The sequence below is a fragment of the Streptomyces sp. NPDC049837 genome (assembly GCF_040674455.1).
Lineage (GTDB): Bacteria > Actinomycetota > Actinomycetes > Streptomycetales > Streptomycetaceae > Streptomyces.
In genome coordinates, this window is the sequence record NZ_JBFAMP010000010.1 from 188,173 (window position 1) to 206,412 (window position 18,240).

At 72.1% G+C, this 18,240-nt stretch carries 18 protein-coding genes; 6 read left to right on the forward strand and 12 right to left on the reverse strand.

Features of this window, described 5'->3' with window-relative positions; genetic code table 11:
• Window positions 1-107 precede the first annotated feature (107 nt).
• The gene (locus AB0J57_RS26330; protein WP_366130749.1) at window positions 108-1,550 is read left to right on the forward strand and encodes a GuaB1 family IMP dehydrogenase-related protein; all 1,443 of its coding nucleotides are present in this window, start codon (window positions 108-110) and stop codon (window positions 1,548-1,550) included.
• A 159-nt stretch (window positions 1,551-1,709) separates the two neighbouring features.
• The gene (locus AB0J57_RS26335; protein ID WP_366130750.1) at window positions 1,710-2,558 is read left to right on the forward strand and encodes an RNA polymerase sigma factor SigF; all 849 of its coding nucleotides are present in this window, start codon (window positions 1,710-1,712) and stop codon (window positions 2,556-2,558) included.
• A gap of 286 nt (window positions 2,559-2,844) precedes the next feature.
• Here AB0J57_RS26335 and AB0J57_RS26340 read toward each other — a convergent pair whose 3' ends face one another.
• The 8 genes from AB0J57_RS26340 to AB0J57_RS26375 form a co-directional block, all read right to left on the reverse strand.
• On the reverse strand, window positions 2,845-3,216 hold the full coding sequence (locus tag AB0J57_RS26340; RefSeq protein ID WP_366130751.1) for an ATP-binding protein: 372 nt from the start codon (window positions 3,214-3,216) through the stop codon (window positions 2,845-2,847).
• Window positions 3,217-3,285: 69 nt separating this feature from the next.
• On the reverse strand, window positions 3,286-4,584 hold the full coding sequence (locus tag AB0J57_RS26345; RefSeq protein WP_366130752.1) for a PP2C family protein-serine/threonine phosphatase: 1,299 nt from the start codon (window positions 4,582-4,584) through the stop codon (window positions 3,286-3,288).
• Window positions 4,581-5,588 carry a SpoIIE family protein phosphatase gene (locus tag AB0J57_RS26350; RefSeq protein ID WP_366130753.1) on the reverse strand — a complete coding sequence of 336 codons (1,008 nt, stop codon included), beginning with the start codon at window positions 5,586-5,588 and terminating at the stop codon, window positions 4,581-4,583. Before AB0J57_RS26350 ends, AB0J57_RS26345 begins: the two co-directional genes overlap by 4 nt.
• A gap of 11 nt (window positions 5,589-5,599) precedes the next feature.
• Complete coding sequence (locus tag AB0J57_RS26355) at window positions 5,600-5,962, reverse strand: ATP-binding protein (protein ID WP_366130831.1); 363 nt, start codon at window positions 5,960-5,962, stop codon at window positions 5,600-5,602.
• A gap of 121 nt (window positions 5,963-6,083) precedes the next feature.
• Window positions 6,084-6,494 (reverse strand): STAS domain-containing protein, encoded by a 411-nt coding sequence (locus AB0J57_RS26360; protein ID WP_366130754.1) that lies wholly within the window; start codon window positions 6,492-6,494, stop codon window positions 6,084-6,086.
• Window positions 6,491-7,375 (reverse strand): STAS domain-containing protein, encoded by an 885-nt coding sequence (locus AB0J57_RS26365; protein ID WP_366130755.1) that lies wholly within the window; start codon window positions 7,373-7,375, stop codon window positions 6,491-6,493. The genes AB0J57_RS26360 and AB0J57_RS26365 overlap by 4 nt, the downstream gene beginning before the upstream one ends.
• Window positions 7,376-7,591: 216 nt before the next feature.
• Window positions 7,592-7,822, reverse strand: a complete 231-nt coding sequence (locus tag AB0J57_RS26370; protein WP_366130832.1) for a DUF5133 domain-containing protein — start codon at window positions 7,820-7,822, stop codon at window positions 7,592-7,594.
• 145 nt (window positions 7,823-7,967) lie between these two features.
• Entirely contained in the window at window positions 7,968-8,984 is a 1,017-nt protein-coding gene (locus tag AB0J57_RS26375; protein ID WP_366130756.1) for a GDSL-type esterase/lipase family protein, read from the reverse strand.
• 292 nt (window positions 8,985-9,276) lie between these two features.
• On the opposite strand from AB0J57_RS26375, the gene AB0J57_RS26380 reads away from it, so the two are divergent.
• Together AB0J57_RS26380 and AB0J57_RS26385 are read left to right on the forward strand one after the other, a co-directional pair.
• The gene (locus AB0J57_RS26380) at window positions 9,277-10,740 is read left to right on the forward strand and encodes an amino acid permease (protein WP_366130757.1); all 1,464 of its coding nucleotides are present in this window, start codon (window positions 9,277-9,279) and stop codon (window positions 10,738-10,740) included.
• A 10-nt stretch (window positions 10,741-10,750) separates the two neighbouring features.
• Complete coding sequence (locus tag AB0J57_RS26385) at window positions 10,751-11,206, forward strand: Lrp/AsnC family transcriptional regulator (RefSeq protein WP_064067061.1); 456 nt, start codon at window positions 10,751-10,753, stop codon at window positions 11,204-11,206.
• 10 nt (window positions 11,207-11,216) lie between these two features.
• Here the strand turns inward: AB0J57_RS26385 and AB0J57_RS26390 are convergent, their stop codons facing one another.
• The gene (locus AB0J57_RS26390) at window positions 11,217-11,777 is read right to left on the reverse strand and encodes a Repetin (RefSeq protein ID WP_366130758.1); all 561 of its coding nucleotides are present in this window, start codon (window positions 11,775-11,777) and stop codon (window positions 11,217-11,219) included.
• Window positions 11,778-12,067: 290 nt separating this feature from the next.
• On the opposite strand from AB0J57_RS26390, the gene AB0J57_RS26395 reads away from it, so the two are divergent.
• Both AB0J57_RS26395 and AB0J57_RS26400 read left to right on the forward strand, forming a co-directional pair.
• Window positions 12,068-12,865, forward strand: a complete 798-nt coding sequence (locus AB0J57_RS26395) for a carbon-nitrogen hydrolase family protein (protein ID WP_366130759.1) — start codon at window positions 12,068-12,070, stop codon at window positions 12,863-12,865.
• A 44-nt stretch (window positions 12,866-12,909) separates the two neighbouring features.
• Complete coding sequence (locus AB0J57_RS26400) at window positions 12,910-14,604, forward strand: NAD(P)/FAD-dependent oxidoreductase (RefSeq protein ID WP_366130760.1); 1,695 nt, start codon at window positions 12,910-12,912, stop codon at window positions 14,602-14,604.
• Here the strand turns inward: AB0J57_RS26400 and AB0J57_RS26405 are convergent.
• The 3 genes from AB0J57_RS26405 to AB0J57_RS26415 all read right to left on the reverse strand — a co-directional run bounded on the left by AB0J57_RS26405 (window position 14,565) and on the right by AB0J57_RS26415 (window position 18,223).
• Window positions 14,565-15,314 (reverse strand): DUF5995 family protein, encoded by a 750-nt coding sequence (locus AB0J57_RS26405; RefSeq protein ID WP_366130761.1) that lies wholly within the window; start codon window positions 15,312-15,314, stop codon window positions 14,565-14,567. The two genes, AB0J57_RS26400 and AB0J57_RS26405, sit on opposite strands and share 40 nt — an antisense overlap.
• A gap of 76 nt (window positions 15,315-15,390) precedes the next feature.
• Complete coding sequence (locus AB0J57_RS26410; protein WP_366130762.1) at window positions 15,391-16,782, reverse strand: solute carrier family 23 protein; 1,392 nt, start codon at window positions 16,780-16,782, stop codon at window positions 15,391-15,393.
• Window positions 16,783-17,014: 232 nt separating this feature from the next.
• Window positions 17,015-18,223: an MFS transporter gene (locus tag AB0J57_RS26415; protein ID WP_366130763.1), complete on the reverse strand. Its 1,209-nt coding sequence runs from the start codon at window positions 18,221-18,223 to the stop codon at window positions 17,015-17,017.
• Window positions 18,224-18,240: the final 17 nt, after the last annotated feature.

An 18,240-nucleotide genomic window follows, 5' to 3' on the forward strand; every position in this document is an offset into this window, starting at 1 on the left:
TCGCCCGGGGCGTACGCCTGTGCGAACATGGGAGAATGAAGTACGTGCGTTTTCCCCCCGGCTGAAATGCCCGGGGGCCAACTCCGAACGACTGGGATGTTCAGCACGTGCGTTTCCTCAATGACCTGAAGCCGCCGTACGACCTCACGTACGACGACGTATTCATGGTGCCTAGCCGCTCGGCCGTGGGCTCCCGCCAGGGCGTCGACCTGTCCTCCCCCGACGGCACCGGGACCACCATCCCGCTGGTCGTCGCCAACATGACCGCCATCGCGGGCCGCCGGATGGCCGAGACCGTCGCCCGGCGCGGTGGCCTCGTCGTCATCCCGCAGGACATTCCGATCGAGGTCGTCACCGACGTCATCACCTGGGTCAAGAGCCGCCACCACGTGCTCGACACCCCGATCGTGCTCGACCCGCACCAGACCGTCGCCGACGCGCTGTCGCTGCTGCCCAAGCGCGCGCACAACGCCGGTGTCGTCGTGGACGGCGACCAGCGCCCGATCGGTGTCGTCACCGACGCGGACCTGAACGGCGTGGACCGCTTCACCCAGCTCTCCGAGATCATGTCCACGGACCTGCTGCTCCTCGACGCGGACATGGACCCGCGCGAGGCGTTCAACACCCTGGACCACCACAACCGCCGGTACGCCCCCGCCGTGGACGCCGACGGCCGCCTCGCCGGCATCCTGACCCGCAAGGGCGCGCTGCGCGCCACCCTCTACACCCCGGCCGTCGACGCCAACGGCCGACTGCGCATCGCCGCCGCCGTCGGCATCAACGGCGACGTGGCGGGCAAGGCCAAGCAGCTCCTCGACGCGGGCGTCGACACGCTCGTCATCGACACCGCGCACGGCCATCAGGAGTCGATGATCAGCGCGATCCGGACCGTCCGCGGCCTGGACCCGCAGGTGCCCATCGTCGCCGGCAACATCGTCGCCGCCGAGGGCGTGCGCGACCTCGTCGAGGCCGGCGCGGACATCATCAAGGTCGGTGTGGGCCCCGGCGCCATGTGCACCACCCGCATGATGACCGGCGTGGGCCGGCCGCAGTTCTCGGCCGTCCTGGAGTGCGCCGCCGAGGCCAAGAAGTATGGCAAGCACGTCTGGGCCGACGGCGGTGTCCGCCACCCGCGCGACGTCGCCATGGCGCTCGCCGCCGGCGCGTCGAACGTCATGATCGGCTCCTGGTTCGCCGGTACGTACGAGTCCCCGGGCGACCTCCAGCAGGACGCCAACGGGCGTCTCTACAAGGAGTCCTTCGGCATGGCCTCCGCGCGCGCCGTCCGCAACCGTACGAGCGAGGAGTCCGCGTACGACCGGGCCCGCAAGGCGGTCTTCGAGGAGGGCATCTCGCACTCCCGGATGTTCCTCGACCCGGCGCGCCCGGGCGTCGAGGACCTGATCGACTCGATCATCGCGGGCGTCCGCTCGTCCTGCACGTACGCCGGTGCGGGCTCGCTGGAGGAGTTCGCCGAGAAGGCCATCGTCGGCATCCAGAGCGCGGCCGGCTACGCCGAGGGCAAGCCGCTGCACGCGAGCTGGAGCTGACGCTTCGTCAGTCCTGCTGGAGGGGCCGTTTCTCGCCACGTGCGAGAGGCGGCCCCTCCGCTTTTTCCTTTCGGGCAAGGGTTCGTATGCGTGCTCCGGACTTGGAGGGGTACACGCGCCTTGCGAACGCACGCAGAGAAAAGGGAGGGTGCAGAGTCCATGGCGACCACGATCTCGACCGGTACCGCCCCGCAGACGACGAGCGATCTGCCGGAGGTCAGGAACCCTGGCGAGGTGGCTCCGAAGGACGCGAAGGAGCTCTCGAAGCTGTTCTTCGACCGGCTGGCCGTCCTTGAGGAGGGCACCGAGGAGTACCAGTACGCGCGCAACACCCTCATCGAGCTGAACCTCTCCCTGGTCAAGTACGCGGCCACGCGCTTCCGCAACCGGTCCGACCAGATGGAGGACATCATCCAGGTCGGCACCATCGGCCTGATCAAGGCGATCGACCGCTTCGACCTGAGCCGAGAGGTGGAGTTCACCACCTTCGCCATGCCCTGCGTGATCGGCGAGATCAAGCGGTTCTTCCGCGACACGAGCTGGTCGGTACACGTGCCCCGGCGGCTCCAGGAGCTGCGTATCGACATCGCCCGCGCCACCGACGAGCTGTTCCAGCGCCTCGACCGCTCTCCGACCCCGGCCGAACTGGCCGAGCACCTGGGGATGGAGGAGGACGAGATTCTCGAAGGGCTCGTCGCCTCCAACGGATACACCGCCGGCTCCATCGACCTGCCCCTCGACGACAGCGGCGACAACTCCTCCGAGACCCTCGGCGACCGGCTGGGTGAGCCGGACCGCGAGATGGAGATCGTCGAGAACGTCCAGGCGCTGAAGCCGCTCATCGAGGAGTTCGACGAGCGGGACCGGCGCATCCTCCAGATGCGGTACGTGGACGAGATGACTCAGTCCGAGATCGGCGCCGAGCTGGGCGTGTCCCAGATGCACGTCTCCCGGCTGCTCTCGCGGATCACGAAGCGGCTGAGGGAGGGCCTGCTGGCCGTGGAGTGACGGAAGCAGGAGAGGACGGTGCGTCCGGCGCCCGGGGCCCGCAGCCCCCGGGCGCCGGACGGCGTGGGGGCGGCGTGAGGGCTGCCTGAAGGCCTCGCGGGGCCGGGTGCGCGGTGATCAAGGCCGCGCGCGGCCAGGGACGGCGGCGTGAAGGCCTCGCGGGGCCGGGTGCGCGGCGATGAAGGCGGCGCGAAGGCCTCGCGCGGTCAGGAACGGCGGCCATGACGGCCTCGCGCGGTCAGGAACGTCCGGTACGCCAGCCGACCCGACCCGACCCGGCCGCCGGTCAGGCCGCTTCCGGTTCGCGGGACCAGATCGCGCGGACCGTCTTGCCCTCCGCGTGCGGCTGGACCTCCACCCGGCCGGCGAGGCTCAGCACCATGGGCCAGCCGAAGCCGCCGCCGCCCGCGAAGTCCGGCGTACGCGCCTCGGGCAGGGCCGGGCTGGAGTCGTCCAGCTCCACGGTCAGCTCGCCGTGCTCGGCGCGCAGCCGCAGCCGCCACGAGCCGGAGGTGTGGCGCAGCGCGTTGGCCGTCAGCTCGGTGACGACGAGCTGCACCGCGTCCAGGTCGGCCCACGGGCAGTGCTCGGCCACGAAGCGCGCGGCCGTGTCACGGGCCGAGGCACAGTCGGCGTACGGCGAAATCACGACAACCACGAGCGGCTCCTTCAGTCATCACCGCTCGCATACCCAGCCCTCGTGCATTAACCACGGACGTGGCGCGGATCAGCCCGGCACCCGCCGAACGGTCAGGGCGACGGTGTCGTCCGGGTGCAGGATGACCGTGTGCATCTCGGCCGCGATGGCCGCCGGGACCTCCTCTATCGGCCGGTGCCGGTGCCGGCGTGCCGCCCGCGCCAGGCGCTGCTCGCCCTCCCGGGGGTCGCGGCGGCTCTCGGTCAGCCCGTCCGTGTAGAGCAGCAGCAGGTCCCCAGGGCCGAGGCGGTCGCGCAGCAGCCGCTCGCTGCCGGGCAGCGGGAAGCCGATGCCCCGGCCGCGCACCTCCAGCAGGGAGGCCTCCCCGTCCTCCCGTACGAGCAGGGCCGGCGGGTGACTGCCGTTGGCCAGCACCAGCTCCCCGCTCGCGGGGTCCAGCCGGACGAGCTGCACGGTGGCCATCAGCTCGTGGTCGAAGGTCGCCAGTACCTCGTCCGTCCTGGCGACGATCGACTCCAGGGGGTGCCCTTCCAGGGCGAGGGTGCGTACGGCGTGGGTGACGTTGAGCGCGCTGCGCGTGCTGGTCAGCCCGTGCCCCAGGGCGTCCACCACCGTGATGTGCACGGTGCCGTCCGGCAGGACGAACCAGTCGTACAGGTCGCCGCCCGTCGGGGCGTGCTTCTCCGCCGGCTCGTAGTGGACGGCCATCTCCAGGCCGGGCACCCTCACCGGCGGCGGGCGCAGCGCGTCCTCCAACTGGCGCAGTATCCGGCCGTGGGCCTGGCGCAACTGCTCGTCGCGCTCCTCCAACTGCACGTACAGGGCCAGCACGCCGCTGTTCGTCTCGGCCAGCTCGTGCTTGAGCCGCTGGTGGTCGTCCGCGAGCGCGTCCACCCGGTCGACCGCAGCGCTCAGCTCCTCCTCCAGCAGCTCGACCAGGCCCGGCGGGTCGTCCCCCGCCATGGCCGGCGGGACGGGGACGGGGACCCGCCACACGACGTCCGTGCCGGGAAGCCGCTCCGCCGGGAGGGGGAGCCCGTCCAGCGACGGGCGGCGCGGCGCGTGGGGAAGGTGCAGCCGCACGGTCAGCCGTCCGTCGGTCCGCCCGTCGGTCCGTCCGTCGGTCCGTCCGTCGGCCCGCCCACCGGTCCGCCCGTCGAGCTGGCCGTCGGCCCGGTCGGTCGGCTGGGGCGGCACCGTCTCCAGCAGCACGGGCCGGCCGGCGGTGAGCTCGGCGCGGGCCACCCGGGTCGCCGACAGCGCGAGCCGGTAGCGCAGCTCGACGGGCAGGCCGGCCCGGTGGGCGAGGCGGCGCAGGGCGCTGCGCAGTCCCGCGAGCGAGTGCAGGGTGGTGATCTGCGGCTTCATGGTTGCCTCCGCGCCGGGCCGAGGGTGAGGACGGTCGCGTCGTCCCGGCTGCGGCGGTGTTCGTGGACGAGGGCTCCGGCGAGCAGCGGCGCGGGCAGGCCGGTGAGGAAGGGGGCCGGGGCGTGCGTCCAGCGGGCGTCGATGCCGTCGCTGTGCAGCACGGCGACCGTGCCCGGCTCGGCGGGGACGCGCTGCACGCGCGGCTCGGGCATGTTCCAGCCGACGACCCCCGGCTGGCCGGCGAAGCGCTGCCGGATGCCGTCGTGCGCCAGCAGCAGGGTGCGCACATTGCCCACCGCGCACTGCTCGATGCCGTCGGCCGACAGCCGCAGCAGCCCGACCGCCGCGCCCCGGCTGCGCCGCAGCGCCCGGTTCATCGTGCGGAGCAGGTGCGGCAGCGGCTGCCCCGGGTCCCGGTGGAAGGCGCGCACGGCCAGCTCGGCCGCCTCGGAGGCGGGCTTGCCGTGCCCGAGTCCGTCCACGACGAGCGCGGTGCGTACGTCCCCGGTGACGGCGAGGCCCCAGGAGTCCCCGCACGCGCTCTCCCCGTCGGCCGGCACGCGCACCGCGCCGACGCCGGGCGTTCCCTCGGCGGGGCCGTCGCCCGGTTCGCCCAGGCGCGCGGAGACGACGGTGCCCGCGCCCTCCTTGGTCCGTACGGTGAACTCGTCGGCGATCCGGCGCACCGCGCCGAGGCCGGAGCCCAGCGTGCTGCTGGTGGTGTACCCGTCGGTGAGGCACCGCTCCAGGTCCGCCATGCCCGGCCCCCGGTCCACGGCGATGATCTCCACGCCGGAGCGCAGCGGCTGCGGCTGGATGTAGAGCGAGCCGTGCAGGGCGTACTTGGCGACGTTGCCCGCCAGCTCGCTGGCGAGCACGGCGGCCTGGTCGGGGAGGGCTCCGGTCAGTCCCTGGTCCAGCGCCGTCCGGCGGGCGGTGGTGGCCGCGACCTGGACGGCGCTGTAGTGGTCCACCGGGACGTGGACGGTGACGGAGGCGGACATCACCGGGCCCATCAGCGGTCGTTCCAGCGGGTGGCGACCACGGTGGTGCCCCGCCCGGGGCCGCTGTGCACCTGGAACTCGTGCATCAGCCGCCGCGCCCCGCCCAGGCCGTGACCGAGCCCGGTGCCCGTGGTGTACCCGTCGGTGAGCGCCTCCTCGACGTCCGGGATGCCGGGGCCGTCGTCCTGGACCGTCAGCCGCAGCCCCTTCCGCCCGGACCGCGTCAGGATCTGGATCTCCAGGGTGCCGCCGCCCCCGTGGACGTAGGCGTTGCGGGCCAGCTCACTGGCTGCGGTGACGATCCTCGTCTGATCGACGAGCCCGAAGCCGGCCTCCACGGTGGCGGCCCGCACGGCATGCCGTACCGTCAGCAGGTCCTCCTCCGAGGCGACGTCGTAGCGGGACCCCCGGCCCTGCCGCCCGTCGGGCCACTGCGTGCCGCCGCCCGCCGGGGAGCGCTGGGCGATCAGCTCGGGGCCCGGCGTCGCCACCCGTTCACCGTGGAGCGTCACGTCGGACCTCCCCCGGAGGGTGGGGCATACGGTGCCAGCCGAGCGCGGTCAGGCCCTGCTCCGCGTTGAGGGCGGTTTCCACGCCGGTCAGTTGCAGCCCCAGCTCGACGAGGGTGATGGCGACCGCGGGCCGCATCCCGGCCACGATGACCCGGGCCCCCAGGAGCCGCGCCATGGTGGTCAGCTCCATCAGGGTGCGTGCCACGAACGAGTCGATGATCTCCAGCCGGGAGATGTCGATCAGGACGCCCCGGGCGCCGTCGCCGACGATCCGCTCGGTGAGCTCGTCGGTGAAGGCCACCGCCGACTGGTCGTCCAGCTCGTTGAGCAGCCCGGTGACCAGCACGTCGCCGAGCCGCAGAATGGGTACGCCGGTGGCGTGAGGCGCCGTCACGCGGTCACCGGCCGGGCGGTGCCCGCGTCGACGGCGGGCTGGTCGGTGAGCTGGATGGCAGCGCCCAGTGCGTCCGCCAGCGTCGCCCTGGTGAGGATGGTCGACAAGTCGATGCCCAACTGTGCGATGGTCTGAGCGATGGGTGGCCGGATGCCGCTGATCACACAGTCGGCGCCCATCAGCCGTACCGCGTTGACGGTGTGCATCAGGTGCTGGGCGACGGCGGTGTCGACGGCCGGCACACCGGTGATGTCGATGATGGCGACCTGCGCCTCGTGGTCCTGGATGGCCTGGAGCAGGCTTTCCATCACGACCTGCGTCCGGGCGGTGTCCAGCGTGCCGATCAACGGTACGGCGAGGACGTGCCGCCACAGCCGGACCACGGGCGTGGACACTTCGAGGAGCTGACGGCTCTGCCGCTGGATGATCTCCTCGCGCCCCTCCACGTACGTCTCGAACGAGAGCACCCCGGCGGCGTCCAGCAGCCGGTTGACGAGGATGGCGGCGGAGTACAGCTCGGCCGAGTCGCGGGTGGTGTGCTGTACGGCGGAGAGCAGCGCCTCCTTGAGCGACAGGACGGCCATCGACGTGGCGGTCGGCGAGGCGCCCGCCCGCGCGCGACGCAGCGACAGCTCTATCACCGTCTGGCGGAGTTCGTTGCGGGACGTCACCAGCCGCTCCACCGGCACATCGCTCGCGAGGCCCGCGGCGAGGGCGGAGATGAGCAGGTCGGCCTCCTCGCGCACCTCGTGCTCACTCATGTCGGTGCTGAGCACCGCCTGCTCCAACTGGAGCCGGACCCACCGGTCGGCGATCTCCTCCTCGCGCTCTCGCAGGGCCTCACAGAGGCGGTCCCGCACGCTCGATTCGCTGGAGTTCACAAGCACCTCTCGCAATCGGAAACGGGACGGGCGGGTTTCCGTGGCAAGGCGCCGGAAACATCGACGAGTTGGCCGCCCGGCCGGTTTCTCATGTTCAACGGCGGTTGGATCGTAATGGCCGCACGGCGCCGGAAGAAACGTGACTCCGGGCTCTTCGCCGTGGCGGACGCCGAGGGCGGCGACCGGAGGGTGCCGGTCGCCGCCCTCCCCGTCCGCTCAGGCCGGGGCCGACGTCCTTGAGACGGCGGCCGGTTCACCGGCGGCCGCGATCACCTGTCTGGCCACCCGCAGCGCGTCGCGTATGTCACGCGTACCGGTGGACACGCAGAGGGTGTAGGCGGTGTCCTCCCGTTGACGCACGAGCTTCGGGTCCCGCGACTCCGCACCGGGCGCGGCCAGTTCCTCGTATCTGGCCACGAGCTTGCGCAGCATCGACGGGTGCGCCATCAGCACGACAGAACCTCCTTGGGCACTCGAATCGACAGACCGACCGGGGGCAGAAGCTCCCGGCCGGGATCGAAAGTCACTGACCGAGGCCGCCCCTACCCCGGTTTCGCCAGGTCATTCCCCTCGAATACGGGACGGTGTCCGGTCAAGTGCGCGACAGCGCACGTCCCGTGGCCGGCCACGCGCCCCGCACGGCCGCCACCACCGCCGCCGCGACCCGCGCGTGGCCCGCGTCGTTGGGGTGCAGGCCGTCCGCGAGGTGGCCGGGCCCCAGCAGATCCCGCCCGGGCAGCAGCGCGAGCTGCCCGTCACCGGCCGCGATCAGGTCCCGGACGGCCTCCTCCATGGCCGTGCGCAGCTCGGCGAGCGTCGCGCCCAGCGCGTTGGCGGTGGACTCGGCCTCGGGGCGCAGCAGCGGCGAGAGCAGCAGCAGGGGCGTGTCCGGATGGCCCCGCCGTACGAGCGTGAGGAACGCCCGCGTGGTCTCGTACAGCAGCGGAGCGGAGTGGGGGACGCCGGACCAGCAGTTCGTGCCGAACGCGAGCGTGACGAGCCCGGCGGGCAGGGCGGCGAGCTGCTCGGCGATGGCCGGCTCGCCGCGCGCCGAGCCCGCGTACCCGAGGTTGACCGTGTCGGCCCCGAGGGCCCGTCCCGCGACGGCGGGCCAGGAGTGGGCGGGGCGGGTGGACAACCATCCCTCCGTGATCGAGTCGCCGTGCACCAGCCAGCGCGGCCGTGGGGGAGCGGGGGACAGGGCGCCGCCGACGGCACGCAGCCCCAGGATCACGGGGGCCTGGCTCTCCGGCGGGTGGACGGTGAACGGCCCCGGGCGTCCCGGCAGGGGGATGGTGACGGTCGTCTCCTCGGCGGGGCGGGCGAGCGCCTCGTGGACGCAGGCGTCGCCCTCCCACAGCGCGAAGCAGTGCGCCAGCTCGCGCAGCGCATGGCTCCGGTCCGGCACGGCCGCGCGGTAGCGGATCCGCACGGCGCTGGTGCCCGGGGACGCCGTGAACTCCAGCCGTACGCCGATGGGCAGCGCGGCCCGCTCGGCGGTGTCCCACGGCAACCGGGCCAGGTCGGCCGGGTCGGCGCGCACCGCGCGGCCGCGGCCGTCCAGCCAGGCCGTACCGCGCAGGAAAGGCACCGGATCGTGCCAGGTCATACGGGTCTCCTCCGGTCGGTGAAAGTCCTGCTCCGGGCCCTCAATGTGTCGATTCGTGCGGTGGGGCGCAATGTTTCCCCGTCTGTGCCCCAAGTGCGCAATGATCATTCGCGTATGCGCAACAACCCTGCATTACGAGCGCGAAGCCCGGACCTTTAGGCTCGTGCCCCGTACCAGGAGTGGCGGTGACCGCCTGCTCGGCGGTCTCCCTTCCCCCGTGGGCTCCCCCCACGCCCACGAGGCCGCCGCAGGTCGCCCTCCACCGACCCGCAGCGATGAAGGAGCCTCCGCAGTGCTGGACCAAGGCACAGCCCCTCCCGCCACCGAGCCAACCGCGCCCAAGGCGTCCGGGCTCTCCGCCCTCACCCGGCGCAAGCCGGTAGAAGTGCTGGTCGCAGAGGGTGGGCAGGGTGAGGGCGGTTCGCTCCGCCGCTCGCTCTCCATGTGGCAGCTCACCATGATCAGCATCGGTGCCACGCTCGGCACCGGCATTTTCGTCGTCCTCGGTGAGGCCGTCCCGCTGGCCGGTCCCGCGGTCACGCTCGCCTTCGTCTTCGCGGGTCTCACGGCGCTCTTCTCGGCCCTGTCGTACGCGGAACTGGCCGGCACCATCCCCGTCGCCGGCTCGTCCTACTCGTACGCGTACGCAACGATGGGCGAACTTGTCGCCTGGGTCTGCGGCTGGTGCCTGCTCCTGGAGTACGGCGTGTCCGTCGCCGCCGTGGCGGTCGGCTGGGGCGACTACCTCAATGAGCTCCTCGACGGCACGATCGGCGTGACCCTGCCCGCGGCGCTTACCGCGCCGCCCGGCGACGGCGGCATATTCAACCTGCCCGCCCTGATCGTCGTGATGCTCGCGATGGTGTTCCTGCTCGGCGGCGCCAAGGAGTCCGCGCGCGCCAACACGATCATGGTGGTCGTGAAGATCGCCGCGCTCGTCCTGTTCTGCGCCATCGGCTTCATGGGCTTCAAGTCGGGCAACTACTCCGACTTCATGCCGCTCGGCGTCAGCAGCGTCGGCGCGGCGGGCGCCATCCTGTTCTTCTCGTACATCGGTTTCGACGCCGCCTCCACCGCCGGTGAGGAGGCCAAGAACCCCAAGAAGGACCTGCCGCGGGCGATCATGCTGTCGCTGGTCATCGTCACGGCGCTGTACGTGCTCGTGGCGGCCGTCGCCGTCGGTGCCTGGGACTGGAAGAAGTTCGAGGGCTCCGAGGCGTCCCTGGCCGCGATCATGAACGATGTCACCGGTCAGAGCTTCTGGGGCACCCTGCTCGCCGCCGGCGCGGTCATCTCCATCGCCAGCGTCGTCCTCACCGTGCTCTACGGCCAGACCCGCATCCTCTTCGCGATGTCCCGCGACGGCCTCGTGCCCAAGGTCTTCGGCAAGGTGAACCCCAAGACCGGCACCCCCCGCGTCAACACGGTCATCGTGTCGCTGTTCTGCGGCATCCTCGCCGCGGCCGTCCCGCTCGGCGAGCTGGTCAACGCCACCAGCATCGGCACGCTCTTCGCCTTCGCGCTGGTCAACGTCGCGGTCGTCGTGCTGCGGGTCACCAAGCCGGATCTCCAGCGCAGCTTCAAGGTGCCGTTCGGCCCGCTCTTCCCGGCGCTGGGCTTCGTGTTCTGCGGCTACAGCATGTACAGCCTCGACATGATCACCTGGGTGGTCTTCGGTGTCTGGATGGCCGTGGGTCTCGTGTTCTACTTCCTGTACGGCATGAGCCGCTCCCGATTGGCCACCGCAGAGAAGTGACCCACCCGCAGTGCGACTGAACGACCTCGACGAACGCATCGTCCACGCCCTGGCGGAGGACGCCCGCCGTTCCTACGCCGACATCGGCTCGCTCGTCGGTCTGTCCGCGCCCGCCGTCAAGCGGCGCGTGGACCGGCTGCGGGCCGAGGGCGCCATCACCGGGTTCACCGTCCGGGTGGACCCGGCGGCGCTCGGCTGGGAGACGGAGGGGTTCATCGAGATCTACGCACGCGGCAACACCTCGCCCGAGACCATCCAGCGTGGCCTCGAGCGGTACCCGGAGGTCGCGGCCGCGTCCACCGTCACCGGTGACGCGGACGCGATCGTCCAGGTCTTCGCCTCCGACATGCGCCACTTCGAGCGCGTGCTGGAGCGCATCGCGGGCGAGCCGTTCGTGGAGCGCACCAAGTCGGTGCTGGTGCTCTCGCCGCTGCTGCGGCGCTTCTCGTCCGGCTCGCCCGCCTGACCGCGGGCCGTCAGCGCCGCGGCTCCCAGGGCAGCACCCGGAAGGTCCCGGAGCCCGGCTTCGTCTTCTCGAAGGGCGCCGAGCTGATGCACTTCGGCAGGTTGTCGGGGCTCTCCTGGGGCAGGCCCAGGGCCGCCCAGCTATAGCCCAGCCGGTCACGCTCGCCCAGGTCGTGCACGGAAATGCCGACCCTCTTGCCGACCGCGGCCTTCAGATCGCGATCGGCCTTCGTGACGACGCCGGAGACGACGGCGACCTTGCCGCCGGTGATCAGGCAGTCGACCTTGGCCTCCGCCTTGCCGCCCCAGTCGCCCACGTAGTGGCTGAACCTGAAGGTGCCACGGGCGTTCAGGGGATTGTCGTTGTCCTTGGCGTCGAGGTGGGCGTCGAAGGAGATGGTGACGTTGTCGCCGGCGGGCCGCGCGAGCATCGCCGTACCGGTCAGCGCGGCCGCCTCCCGGACGACGCCCGACCGGGCCGGTCCGTCGTCGGTGGCCATGGCGGGGCCCGTGGCCCCGGCGGCGAGCAGCACCGCCACCCCGACAGCGACGATCTTGATACGACGGTTCATGGTGGAAGCCCTTCCGGCTGGTGATCGGACGCCTCTCACTGTTCCGTCCGGCCCCCTTCCGCCACATCGCGCCGGGGTCGGGTCCGGCCTCCGCCGCGCGGCGGGGCCGCCCTCCGACCCGGGGGCGAGCGGCCCGCAATGAATCTCCGCCGACCGGCACATCCGCGCAACGGATCAACGGTCGGTCCGCAACGGTCACGCCTTGTCCCGGATGAACGCCGGACCGTACCGTTTTGAACGTCTTCTCGACGCCCTCCCCGCCCTCACCGCACCCCGACAGAGGTCTGCCGATGCCGCCGCTGCGCACCGCCCTGCTCCAGAGCTCCGGACAGCCCGGTGACGTCGCCGCCAACCTCAAGGTCCTCGACGAGGCCGCCGCCCGCGCCGCCGCCACCGGTGCCGGCCTGCTGGTCGCCCCCGAGATGTTCCTCACCGGGTACGCGATCGGGGACGACGTCGCCAGGCTGGCCGAGCCCGCCGACGGCGACTGCGCCGACGCGGTCGCCGAGATCGCCGCACGCCACGGCCTCGGCATCGCCTACGGCTACCCCGAGCGCGACGGCGAGACCGTCTACAACGCGGCGCAGCTCATCGGGCCCGACGGCGCCCGGCTCGCCAACTACCGCAAGACCCACCTCTACGGCGGTTTCGAGACCGACTCGTTCACGCCCGGCGACCAGCCGGTCGTCCAGGCGGAGCTGGGCGGACTGCGCGTGGGCCTGATGATCTGCTACGACGTGGAGTTCCCCGAGAACGTCCGGGCGCACGCCCTGGCCGGCACCCAGCTCCTGCTGGTGCCCACCGCGCTGATGCACCCCGCCGAGGTCGTCGCCGAATCGGTCGTACCGGTGCGCGCCTTCGAGAACCAGATCTACGTCGCCTACGCCAACCGGACCGGCCCGGAGGGCGACTTCGAGTTCGTCGGCCTGTCCGCCCTCGCCGGCCCCGACGGCACCGTCCGCGCCCGCGCCGGACGCGGCGAGGAACTGGTCACCGGCGACGCCGACCCGGAGCTGCTGACCGCCTCGCGCGAGGCCAACCCGTACCTCCGCGACCGCCGCCCCGGCCTGTACACCTCCCTCGTCTGAGCCTTCCGCCCCTTTTCTTCACCCGTGCAAGGAGTCCGTACCCCATGACGTCCACGGTGCCCACCGCCGTCCAGCACACCGACGCGCAGCCGCCGATCACCATGTTCGGTCCGGACTTCCCGTACGCGTACGACGACTTCCTGGCCCACCCGGCCGGGCTCGGCCAGATACCCGCGACCGAGCACGGCACCGAGGTCGCCGTCATCGGTGGCGGGCTCTCCGGCATCGTGGCCGCGTACGAGCTGATGAAGATGGGCCTCAAGCCCGTCGTGTACGAGGCCGACCAGATCGGCGGCCGGCTGCGCACCGTCGGCTTCGAGGGCACCGGCACGGACGGGCTGACCGCCGAGATGGGCGCCATGCGCTTCCCGCCCTCCTCGACCGCGCTCCAGCACTACATCGACCTCGTCGGCCTGGAGACCCGGCCGTTCCCCAACCCGCTGGCCGAGGCCACCCCGTCGACCGTCGTCGACCTCAAGGGCGAGTCGCACTACGCCGAGACCATCGACGACCTGCCGCAGGTCTACCGCGACGTCGCCAAGGCCTGGAACGACTGCCTGGAGGAGGGCGCGGACTTCTCCGACATGAACCGCGCCATGCGCGAGCGCGACGTCCCGCGCATCCGCGAGATCTGGGCCAAGCTCGTCGAGAAGCTCGACAACCAGACCTTCTACGGCTTCCTGTGCGAGTCCGAGGCGTTCAAGTCCTTCCGGCACCGCGAGATCTTCGGCCAGGTCGGCTTCGGCACCGGTGGCTGGGACACCGACTTCCCCAACTCCATCCTGGAGATCCTCCGCGTCGTCTACACCGAGGCCGACGACCACCACCGCGGCATCGTCGGCGGCTCCCAGCAGCTCCCGCTGCGCCTGTGGGAGCGCGAGCCGGAGAAGATCGTCCACTGGGAGCAGGGCACCTCGCTCGCCAAGCTGCACGGCGGCGACCCCAAGCCCGCCGTCACGCGCCTGCACCGCACGGCCGGCAACCGCATCACCGTCACCGACGCGAACGGCGACATCCGCACGTACCAGGCGGCGATCTTCACCGCCCAGTCCTGGATGCTGCTGTCCAAGATCGCCTGCGACGACTCGCTGTTCCCCATCGACCACTGGACGGCGATGGAGCGCACCCACTACATGGAGTCGTCCAAGCTCTTCGTCCCGGTCGACCGGCCCTTCTGGCTGGACAAGGACGAGGAGACCGGCCGTGACGTCATGTCGATGACGCTCACCGACCGGATGACCCGCGGCACCTACCTGCTGGACGACGGCCCGGACAAGCCGGCCGTCATCTGCCTCTCGTACACGTGGTGCGACGACAGCCTGAAGTGGCTGCCGCTGTCCGCCAACGAGCGCATGGAGGTCATGCTCAAGTCGCTCGGCGAGATCTACCCGAAGGTCGACATCCGCAAGCACATCATCGGCAACCCGGTGACCGTGTCCTGGGAGAACGAGCCCTACTTCATGGGCGCGTTCAAGGCCAACCTGCCGGGTCACTACCGCTACCAGCGCCGCCTGTTCACGCACTTCATGCAGGACCGGCTGCCCGAGGACAAGCGGGGCATCTTCCTCGCCGGTGACGACATCTCCTGGACGGCCGGCTGGGCCGAGGGCGCCGTGCAGACCGCGCTGAACGCCGTGTGGGGCGTCATGCACCACTTCGGCGGCGAGACGGACGCGTCGAACCCCGGCCCCGGTGACGTCTACGACGAGATCGCGCCGGTCGAGCTGCCGGAGGACTGAGCCCGCGGGGACAGGGGCGTGAGCAGCATCCGGCCCACCAGGCCGACGGAGCGGTCGAGGCGTTCGGTGAACTCCTCGGCCAGCTCCGGAAGCCGGCCCCCCAGCCGGTGCAACTGCCACAGCGAGCGGGCCGCGAGCCACGCCCCGTCCCGGGCCCGCTCCAGGCTCCAGCAGCCCAGCAGATGCGTCAGGGGGTCGGCGATCTCCAGCAGGTCGGGCCCGGGCATCAGCTCCTCGCGGATGCGCTCCTCCAGCAGCGTGAGGATGTCGCCCACCCGGTCGAACTCCCCCTCCACGTCGGCCGGTTCGCAGCCGAGCGTGCGGCAGGTGTCCACCACCGCCAGCGCCAGGTCGTGCCCGATGTGCGCGTTGATACCGGCCAGGGCGAACTGGAGCGGCCGTACGCCGGGATGGCGCCGGTACTGGAACAGCGGCCGCCAGCACGCCGGCGGACGCCCGCCCGCCGCCACCGCGTCGACCGCCGCGAGGTAGCGCTCGGCGAAGCGGACGTCCAGCGTGGCGGCCGCCCGCCGGTCGGCGAACTCACCCGCGTCGATACGCCGGTCGATCTCCTCCGTGACGGTGAGGTAGACCCGGTTGAAGACCGCGACCCCGTCCGTGGCCGGCCACAGCTCGCGCAGCGCGCGCATCCGCGTCACGACCGGGTCGACCGCCACCGGGGCCGGCGGGAACTGTTCGATCTGCGCCATGGGGGCAGCGTCCCAGCAGGCGGGCTCCCGGTGGGGTCATCGCGCCGGGCTTCCCCGGAACGGGGGAACGATCCGTCTAGGACTTGGGGACGCCGCTGTCGGTGTCGTACGCGGACGTGCCAGCGTCCAGCAGCGGCTCCTGCTCCTTGAGGTGGGCGGGGGCGAAGGCGCGCAGCACGTGGTAGCCGGTGATGACGACGATCGTGCCGAGCGCGATGCCGCCCAGCTCGAAGTTGTCGGTGATCTTCAGGCTCACGCCGCCGACGCCGATGATGATGCCCGCGGCGGCCGGGACGAGGTTGAGGGGGTTGCGCAGGTCGACCTTGGCGTTGATCCAGATCTGCGCGCCCAGCAGGCCGATCATCCCGTACAGGATGACGGTGATGCCACCGAGCACGCCGCCGGGGATGGCGGCGACGACCGCGCCGAACTTGGGGCACAGGCCGAACAGGAGCGCGAAGCCGGCGGCGGCCCAGTAGGCGGCCGTCGAGTAGACGCGGGTGGCGGCCATGACGCCGATGTTCTCGGAGTACGTGGTGTTCGGCGGGCCGCCCACGGCGGTGGACAGGATCGAGGCGGCGCCGTCGGCGGCGATGGCGGTGCCGAGCTTGTCGTCGAGCGGGTCTCCGGTCATCTCGCCGACGGCCTTGACGTGCCCGGCGTTCTCGGCGACGAGCGCGATGACGACGGGGAGCGCGACGAGGATCGCCGACCACTCGAAGGCCGGGGCGTGGAAGGACGGCAGCCCGATCCAGTCGGCCTTGGCCACGCCGGACAGGTCCAGGCGCCAGTGGTCGACGGCCTCGGCGCCGCCGGCCGGGGAGTGGATCTTGCCGAAGGCCAGGTCGAAGAGCCAGGAGATGGCGTACCCGAAGATCAACCCCAGGAAGATCGCCACTCGTGACCAGAAACCGCGCAGGCAGACGACGGCGAGCCCGGTGAACAGCATCACCAGCAGCGCGGTCCACTGGTCCTGCGGCCAGTACGTCGACGCCGTCACCGGCGCCAGGTTGAACCCGATCAGCATGACCACGGCGCCGGTCACGATCGGCGGCATCGCCGCGTGGATGATCCGCGCGCCGAACCGCCGCACGGCCAGGCCCACCAGGAACAGCGCGGCACCGACCGCCAGGACCGCGCCGGTGACGGTGGCGCTGTCGCCGCCGCTCGCCCGGATGGTCGCCGCCACGCCCACGAAGGACAGCGAGCAGCCCAGATAGCTGGGCACCCGGCCGCGCGTGGCGAGGAGGAAGATGACCGTGGCGACGCCGGACATCATGATCGCCAGGTTGGGGTCGAGCCCCATCAGGACCGGCGCCACGAACGACGCGCCGAACATGGCCACCACGTGCTGCGCGCCGAGCCCGGCCGTACGCGGCCAGGACAGCCGCTCGTCGGGACGGACGACGGCGCCGGGCGCGGGCGTCCGTCCGTCGCCGTGCAGGGACCAGCGCACGCCGAGGTTCATGGGGGGTGGCTCCACTTCTCCGGTTGGGGGGCCGCGCCACCCCGGCCGGGTCCCGGCCGGGGTGGCGGCCGAAAAAGACCAGCCGCCATGGTAATCGCACGCCAGTGCGCTGCCGGCGGGCGGCGCATCCGCCGGGGTGCGTCCCGCCCCAGGGCCCCGCTGCGGGCAGTCGTTCCGCCGGGGTCCCCCTGGACGAAGCCCTCGGGAGAGGAACGGGTGCGGCCACGCCCGGTCAGCGCGGGCTCTGCTCGACCTTCACCGCGCGCGAGGCGCCGGTCGTGCGGTCGCCGGTGCGGAGCACGCCCGCGCCGAGGACCAGGCCGAAGGCCAGGAGGGTGACCAGGCCGAACGAGACCGTGAGGGACGTCGCGTCGGCCACGCCGCCGATCGCCGAGGGGGCGATGAGGCCCGAGGTGTACGTGATCGTGGCGACGCCCGCGATGGCCTGGCTCGGGTTCGGGCCGCTGCGCCCGGCCGCCGCGAAGGCCAGCGGGACGACCACGGCCACGCCCAGCCCGAGCAGCCCGAAGCCCGCCATCGCGACCGCCGGGTGAGGTGCGGCCACCACCAGGACACCGCCCGCCGTCGCCGCGACGCCCCCGACCCGTACCGTCCGCACCGCGCCGAACCGGTCCACGACCTTGTCGCCCATCAGCCGCGCCACCGCCATGGTCAGGGCGAACGCGGTGGTCGACGCGGCCGCGAGCCCGGCCGACGTACCCAGCTCGTCGCGCAGGTAGACCGCCGACCAGTCCAGGCTCGCGCCCTCGGCGAACACCCCGCAGAACCCGATCGCGCCGATCACCAGCGCCGACCTGGGCGGCAGGGCGAACCGGGGCGGCGGCTCCTCGTCCGGCGCGCTGCGCAGGTCCAGTACGCCCTGGCAGAAGAGCAGCCCCAGGGCGGTGAGCACCAGCGCGGCGATCACGTGGTGCAGCCGGGCGTCGCTGCCCAGGTGCGCGGCGAGCGTGCCGGAGGCCGAGCCGATCAGGGCGCCCGCGCTCCACATGCCGTGCAGGCCGGACATGATCGACTTGTCGAGCCGGTTCTCGACCTCGACGCCCAATGCGTTCATGGCCACGTCGGACATGCCGGCGGTCGCCCCGTACACGAAGAGCGTGCCGCACAGGGCGTAGACGTTCGGCGCGAGCGCGGGCAGGACCAGCGACATCGTCCACAGCGCCAGCAGCCCGCGCAGCGCCGCGCGGGCGCCGAAGCGGTGGCTGACCGCGCCCGCCAGCGGCATCGCGACCGACGCGCCCAGCGCGGGGAAGGCGAGCGCGAGGCCCAACTGGCCCGCGCCGACACCGGCATGGTCCTGGATCCAGGGGATACGAGTGGCGAAGCTGCCGGTGACGGCCCCGTGCACACAGAACACGGCGGCCACGGCGAACCTGGCCCGCCGCAGCCGCTCCTTGCCGAACACCACGTCCTGTGCCACGGGCCCTCCCCGGTCGG